Annotated in this window: 7 protein-coding genes; 4 read left to right on the plus strand and 3 right to left on the minus strand. The window is 72.2% G+C overall.

Going from position 1 to position 5,521, the window contains the following annotated elements; translation table 11 throughout:
• Both ACWD3C_RS42045 and ACWD3C_RS42050 read left to right on the plus strand, forming a co-directional pair.
• The coding region (locus tag ACWD3C_RS42045; protein ID WP_451152925.1) for a helix-turn-helix transcriptional regulator at positions 1-435 on the plus strand (435 nt) is incomplete at its 5' end.
• A 40-nt stretch (positions 436-475) separates the two neighbouring features.
• Positions 476-997 carry a DUF4240 domain-containing protein gene (locus tag ACWD3C_RS42050; RefSeq protein WP_451152939.1) on the plus strand — a complete coding sequence of 174 codons (522 nt, stop codon included), beginning with the start codon at positions 476-478 and terminating at the stop codon, positions 995-997.
• Between the two features lie 31 nt (positions 998-1,028).
• On the opposite strand, the gene ACWD3C_RS42055 is transcribed toward ACWD3C_RS42050, so the two are convergent.
• Positions 1,029-1,304 carry a hypothetical protein gene (locus tag ACWD3C_RS42055; RefSeq protein WP_451152927.1) on the minus strand — a complete coding sequence of 92 codons (276 nt, stop codon included), beginning with the start codon at positions 1,302-1,304 and terminating at the stop codon, positions 1,029-1,031.
• 131 nt (positions 1,305-1,435) lie between these two features.
• Positions 1,436-2,278, minus strand: coding sequence for a peptidoglycan recognition protein family protein (locus tag ACWD3C_RS42060; RefSeq protein ID WP_451152929.1), 843 nt, complete (start codon positions 2,276-2,278; stop codon positions 1,436-1,438).
• Between the two features lie 222 nt (positions 2,279-2,500).
• Between ACWD3C_RS42060 and ACWD3C_RS42065 the strand changes: the two genes are divergently transcribed.
• Positions 2,501-3,685 (plus strand): MarP family serine protease, encoded by a 1,185-nt coding sequence (locus ACWD3C_RS42065; RefSeq protein WP_451152941.1) that lies wholly within the window; start codon positions 2,501-2,503, stop codon positions 3,683-3,685.
• Between the two features lie 50 nt (positions 3,686-3,735).
• On the opposite strand, the gene ACWD3C_RS42070 is transcribed toward ACWD3C_RS42065, so the two are convergent.
• Positions 3,736-4,224, minus strand: coding sequence for an N-acetyltransferase family protein (locus ACWD3C_RS42070; protein ID WP_451152931.1), 489 nt, complete (start codon positions 4,222-4,224; stop codon positions 3,736-3,738).
• Positions 4,225-4,318: 94 nt separating this feature from the next.
• On the opposite strand from ACWD3C_RS42070, the gene ACWD3C_RS42075 reads away from it, so the two are divergent.
• The gene (locus tag ACWD3C_RS42075) at positions 4,319-5,320 is read left to right on the plus strand and encodes a TIGR01777 family oxidoreductase (RefSeq protein WP_451152933.1); all 1,002 of its coding nucleotides are present in this window, start codon (positions 4,319-4,321) and stop codon (positions 5,318-5,320) included.
• The last annotated feature ends 201 nt before the right edge of the window (positions 5,321-5,521 follow it).

Here is a 5,521-nt window from a genome sequence, read left to right on the forward strand (position 1 = left end):
GGACCCGGATCGGGGTCCTTCCGGGTGTACCGCATCGACCGCTTCGTGGCCGTCGACGCCTTGGAGGGCCACCGTTTCAGCCGTGACGAGGGCTTCGATCTGCCCGCCTTCTGGGACGGGCAGGCCGAACGGTTCGCCCGTTCGATCCTGCGGGCCGAGGTCGTCGTACGGCTCTCCGCGGACGGCGTACGGAGGCTGCCGTACGCCGTCGATCCCGTCTCCGCCAGAGACGCCCTGGAGGCGGCAGGCGCCCCCGACGGGCTGGGCCGGGTGACGGTCACGCTCCGGGTCGAGTCGGAGGAGGTCGCGCACAGCCAGCTCACGGCGCTCGGGCCGGAGGCGGAGGTGCTGTCACCGGAGGGGCTGCGGATGCGTTTCACGAAGGACGCGGCACGGCTGGCCGAGCTCTACTCCGCACAACAATCCCGCCACTGAAGGTGCGTCCCTCCCCGCCAGGGCCGATGCTTGACCCGTGATGATGGAGGAGACGGAGTTCTGGGAGCTGGTCGACACGACCCGCGAGGCAGCCGAGGGCGACCCGGAGGAGCACGCGGACCTGCTCGTGGACCGGCTCGTCCAACTGGACCCGGAGTCGGTGCTGGACTTCGCCCGGCACTTCGAGTCCCGCTACAACCGCGCGTACCACTGGGACCTGTGGGGTGCCGCGTGGGTGCTGCTCGACGGGGCCAGCGACGACGCGTTCGACTTCTTCCGCTGCTGGCTGATCGGCCAGGGCCGGGAGGTGTTCGAGGGCGCCGTGCACGACCCGGACTCACTCGCCGACCTCCTGGACGACTTCGACGAGGAGGTCGACGGGGACGCGGAGGAGCTGGGGTACGCGGCGGACGAGGCGTACGAACAGCTCACCGGCGTCATCGCCCCCGACCTCGGCATCCCGCCCGCGCCCGCGGAACCCGAGGGCGCACCCGTGGACTTCGAGAACGAGGCCGTGCTCGCGGAGCGCTATCCCAAGCTGTGGGAGCGGTTCAGGAGCTAGACCATGGGCTGGACCAAGGGCTGGAGCAGGGCTAGAGCACGGTCCCCTGGGTCCGGGCGGGGCGCGGGAGTGTCGCGTACTGCGGGGTGTACGGCACGGCGCGGTAGGGGCGGTTCGAAGGGTCCTTGTCCGGTGCCGAGTGGTGCAGCGGCGCGGCGTTCGCCTGCTGCAGCGCGGACGCGGTGACGGCCGAGGGCCCGAGCACGACGGCGATGACCGCGCCGGCCACCGTCAAGGGGTTCCGCAGGCTCTTGGACCAGGCCTTCTTGGCGTGCTGCGGGTTCTGCGTACGGCTGCTGCTGCTCATGTTCCCCACCTCCGGTCGGCGTTGTACGACGACCGTAGAGCGCGGAGTTGAGAGGAGTCTGTGAGGCGCCTGAGGCATGCTTGTGCCCCCATGAGACGTCCATGAGAACTGTCTTCACGTCAGAACTGTCTTCACGTCCTCCCCTGGAGCCGGGCGGCGGCCTCCCGCATCTCGGGCAGCCGGGCCGCCAGGGCCTCGCCGGGGCAGCTGGTCATATAGCCGTCGTTGTGGCCCGCGAGAGCGGGCAGGACGGCGGCGGTGCCGGCGGCGTACCGGCTGAGGTCGTGGCTGGAGACCAGACGGACGCTGCGGCGCGGGTCGGTGCCCGAGAGGCCGAGTTTCCAGGCGGTGAGAGCGGCGATCGCGTCGGTCATCGCCCGCGGGACCTCGACGCCCGCGGTGAAGGTGCCGAGGGCCGCGATGCCGGCGGTGCGGTGGTTGAAGCCCTGGGTGTGGGCGCCGGTGACGGGCCGGTCGACGCCGCCCGCGCGGCCCTCGTAGATGGTGCCGCAGCGGTCGACGAGGAAGTTGTACCCGATGTCGTCCCACTGCCGCTGACCGATCTGGCCCGCGTACAGGTGGCGGATGATGCGGGGCGCGTCCGCGCAGTCGTAGCCGTTGGGCGAGTCCGTGTGGTGCACGAAGACGGCGACGACCCGGTCGTCGTACCGCGCGGGCGGCTGGCTGCGCCCGTCCTCGGCCAGCCAGCCGGACCTCGGCACGATCGGCGGCCTGGGGGCGTGGTGCGCGGCGGAGGGACGGGCCGCGAGGCGGGCGGCGCGCTCCGCCGTACGGTCCACTCCGTCCGCGCACAGCAGCAGCGCGAGGACGGCGGCCAGTCCGGGGAGACAGGCGAGCGCGACGAGGGCGGGGCGCGGGAGGCGTACGGCGCGCAGGCGGCGTAGGACATCACGTATGTGCCCCGGCCGGGAGCGCCGTGCCCGCGGCCCGCGCGCTTTCCGGAAGACACGCATGCCCCCCACCCTCGCCCGCACCCCGAAGATCCGCCATGTGGAGTACGCCACCCGGTGGAACCATCGTCCCGGTCCGGGACGTTTCTACAGTTCCACGTATGTGTGGTCGATTCCGGACCCCATCGAGGCCAGGAGCGGCCGATTCCGGTCCGTCACACGCGCGTGCCTGATCACTGGGCCCGCCCCACGCGTATGAGAGTGCCCGAGAGAAAGGCGGCTGGAGTGGACCTGCTCGACATCCTGCTGTTGCTGGTGGTCCTCGCCTACGCGGCGTCCGGATACCGTCGCGGCCTGGTCGCCGGCTGCGTCTCCCTGGCCGGGTTCGTGGGCGGCGCGGTCATCGGTGTCTGGGTGCTGCCGTGGATGATGGACCTGGTGACGCCGGGCACCCCGGCGGCGACGCTCACCGCCGTGGTGACGGTGCTGGGGCCGGCCGTGGTCGGGCACGAGCTTGCGGGACGCCTGGCACTGCGGCTGCGCCGCGAGCTGGACCGCGGCCCGCTCCGGGTGGCCGACGGGGTCGGCGGCGCCGCGGCCAACGCGGTGGCCGTCCTCCTGGTGGCCTGGGTGGCGGCGAGCGTCCTGGCCGCGTCCTCGTCCCCGCTGGTCACCCAGGCGATACGGGGCTCGGCGCTGCTCGGCGCCGTGCAGAACACGATGCCGGAGACCACTCCGACCTGGTTCTCGCGCGCCACCTCCGCGCTCACGGAGGCGGGTTTCCCGCAGGTCTTCAACCCGTTCGAGAACGAGGCGACGGCCGAGGTCGCCAAGCCCTCCGGCGACAGCGTCACCCCGGCCGCGACGAACGCCGCCAAGCGCAGCACCGTCAAGGTCGAGGGCTTCGCGGGCACGCAGGGGCGCGAGGGCAGCGGCTTCGTGTACTCCGCGGAGCATGTGATGACCAACGCGCACGTGGTCGCCGGTCTCGACGAGCCGACGGTCCGCGTGGGCGGGGTCGGCCGGGTGTACGAGTCGCGGGTCGTGCTGTTCAACCCCGAGAAGGACGTCGCGGTGCTGTACGTCCCCGGCCTCGAAGCCCCCGTCCTCGCCTTCGACGACACCGCCGGGCGCGGCGACTCCGCGGTCGTCGCCGGCTACCCCCAGGACGGCGGCCTCGACCTCCAGGCGGCCACGGTCGCCAGCCGCATCAACGCCACAGGCCAGAACATCTACGGCACGGACATGGTCACCCGCGAGATCTACTCCATCCGCTCCACGGTCCTCCCCGGCAACTCCGGCGGCCCCCTCCTCACCACCGACGGCCAGGTCTACGGCGTCGTCTTCGCCCGCTCCACCTCGGACGACGAGACCGGTTACGTCCTGACGGCGGACGAGGTCGCCGCCGAGGCCGAACTCGCGGCGAACGCGACGGCGGCGGTGGACACGGGGGATCTGGTGACGTCGTAGGCCGGATTCAGAGACTCACAGATATTCAGGTATTCCAGGTATTCAGGGGCTCACAGATATCGCCCCATGAGTACGTCGTCCACGTACTCCCCGTCGAGCAGGAACTCCTCCGGCAGGATCCCGTCCACCACGAACCCCTCGGACTCGTACAGCTTCCTGGCCGGAGTGTTGTGCCCGAGCACCCGCAGGGTGAGGCGCCGGGCCCCCTGTCGCCGCGCCTCCTCCTGCACACTCCGCAGCAGCGCCCGCCCGACCCCCGCCCCCCGCACCTCCTCGGCGACGACGAGCCCCTGGATCTGCCGGATGTGGGAGTTGCAGGCGAGCGCGGTCGGGTACCCCAGCCGGACGTACCCGACGAGCTTCCGGTCCACTTCGGCCACGAGATGGTCCCCGGGCCCGAACCGCTCGGTGAAGAACGGCTCGTACGGTGGCCGGGGACGCGGTTGGACGGCGTGCAGCGTGGACCATGTGACACGGTCGAGTCGACCGAGCGCGTCCTCGTCGTCGAAGACGGCGTGGCGTATGTACGGAACCGGCATGAGGGCTACGGTACGGCGACGGTACGAGGCGGAAGGCCGTGTTGGTGAACGACCGGGCAGGACGGGTTCGTGAACGACGGTGCAGGATGGGCTCATGAACGCTGATGCTGCTGGTGCCGATGCTGCTGACGCTGACGCTGATGCCGCTGGTGATACTGCCGGTAATGCCGGCGCGGCTCCGGCTTCCGGTTCCCGGGTCGCGATCGCCGGGGCGTCCGGGCTGATCGGTTCGGCGCTGGCGCGGTCGCTGAGGGCGGACGGATACGAGGTGGTGCGGCTCGTGCGGCGGGCGCCCCGGTCTCAGGACGAGGTCCGCTGGGACCCCGAGGCCGGGCGGGTCGACACGGCGGGGCTGGCCGGGTGCGCGGCGGTGGTGAACCTGGCAGGGGCCGGGGTGGCGTCCCGTCGGTGGACCGCGGCGTACAAGGCGGAGATCCGCAGCAGCCGGGTCCTGGGCACGACGGTGCTCGCCGGGGCCATGGCCTCACTGGCCTCGCAGGACGTGCCGCCGCGGGTCTTCGTCAACGGCAGCGCGATCGGCTTCTACGGCGACACGGGCGAGCGTGCGGTCGACGAGTCGGCACCTCCGGGCGAGGGGTTCCTTCCCTCGCTGTGCGTCGAGTGGGAAGGGGCGGCGGCGCCGGCTCAAGAGGCGGGCGTCCGGACGGTGTTCGCGCGGACGGGGTTGGTGGTCGCCCGGGGTGGTGGGGCCTGGGGTCGGCTGTTTCCCCTCTTCCGGGCGGGCCTGGGCGGGCGTATGGGCAACGGCCGACAGTACTGGAGCTACATCTCCCTCCACGACGAGGTCGCCGCCCTGCGCCACCTCATCGATACGCCGGCCCTCTCGGGCCCGGTGAACCTGACGGCGCCGGTCCCCTTGACCAACCGCGACATCACGGCAGCCATGGGCAAGGTCCTCCACCGCCCCACCCTCTTCACCGTCCCCTCCCCCGCCCTCCGCCTCGCCCTCGGCGAGGTCTCCGGCGACGTCCTCGGCAGCACCCGCGCCCTCCCGACCCGCCTCCTCCACTCAGGCTTCCGCTTCGCCTTCCCAGACATCGAAGAGGCGCTCCGGGCGGCACTACGGGGCGACTGACAGGGCCGAGCGTTCTTTCGCCCCCGCCGCCCCTACCCGTCCCATCCTCCAGGGGCTCCGCCCCTTCGACCCCGGCTCCTGGGGGCTCCGCCCCCCCTGGCCCCCGGGGTGGGTGGGGTGCCAGCGGGTGGGTGGGGTGCCAGCGGGTGGGTGGGGTGCCAGCGGGTGGGTGGGGTGCCAGCGGGTGGGTGGGGTGCCAGC

Source organism: Streptomyces sp. NPDC002845 (genome assembly GCF_053591955.1).

What these genes read in the sequence shown, in the direction of transcription:
- ACWD3C_RS42050 (WP_451152939.1), top strand. Translation starts at nt 476, where the DNA reads ATGATGGAGGAGACGGAGTTCTGGGAGCTGGTCGACACGACCCGCGAG.
- ACWD3C_RS42055 (WP_451152927.1), bottom strand. Translation starts at nt 1,304, where the DNA reads ATGAGCAGCAGCAGCCGTACGCAGAACCCGCAGCACGCCAAGAAGGCC.
- ACWD3C_RS42060 (WP_451152929.1), bottom strand. Translation starts at nt 2,278, where the DNA reads ATGCGTGTCTTCCGGAAAGCGCGCGGGCCGCGGGCACGGCGCTCCCGG.
- ACWD3C_RS42070 (WP_451152931.1), bottom strand. Translation starts at nt 4,224, where the DNA reads ATGCCGGTTCCGTACATACGCCACGCCGTCTTCGACGACGAGGACGCG.
- ACWD3C_RS42075 (WP_451152933.1), top strand. Translation starts at nt 4,319, where the DNA reads ATGAACGCTGATGCTGCTGGTGCCGATGCTGCTGACGCTGACGCTGAT.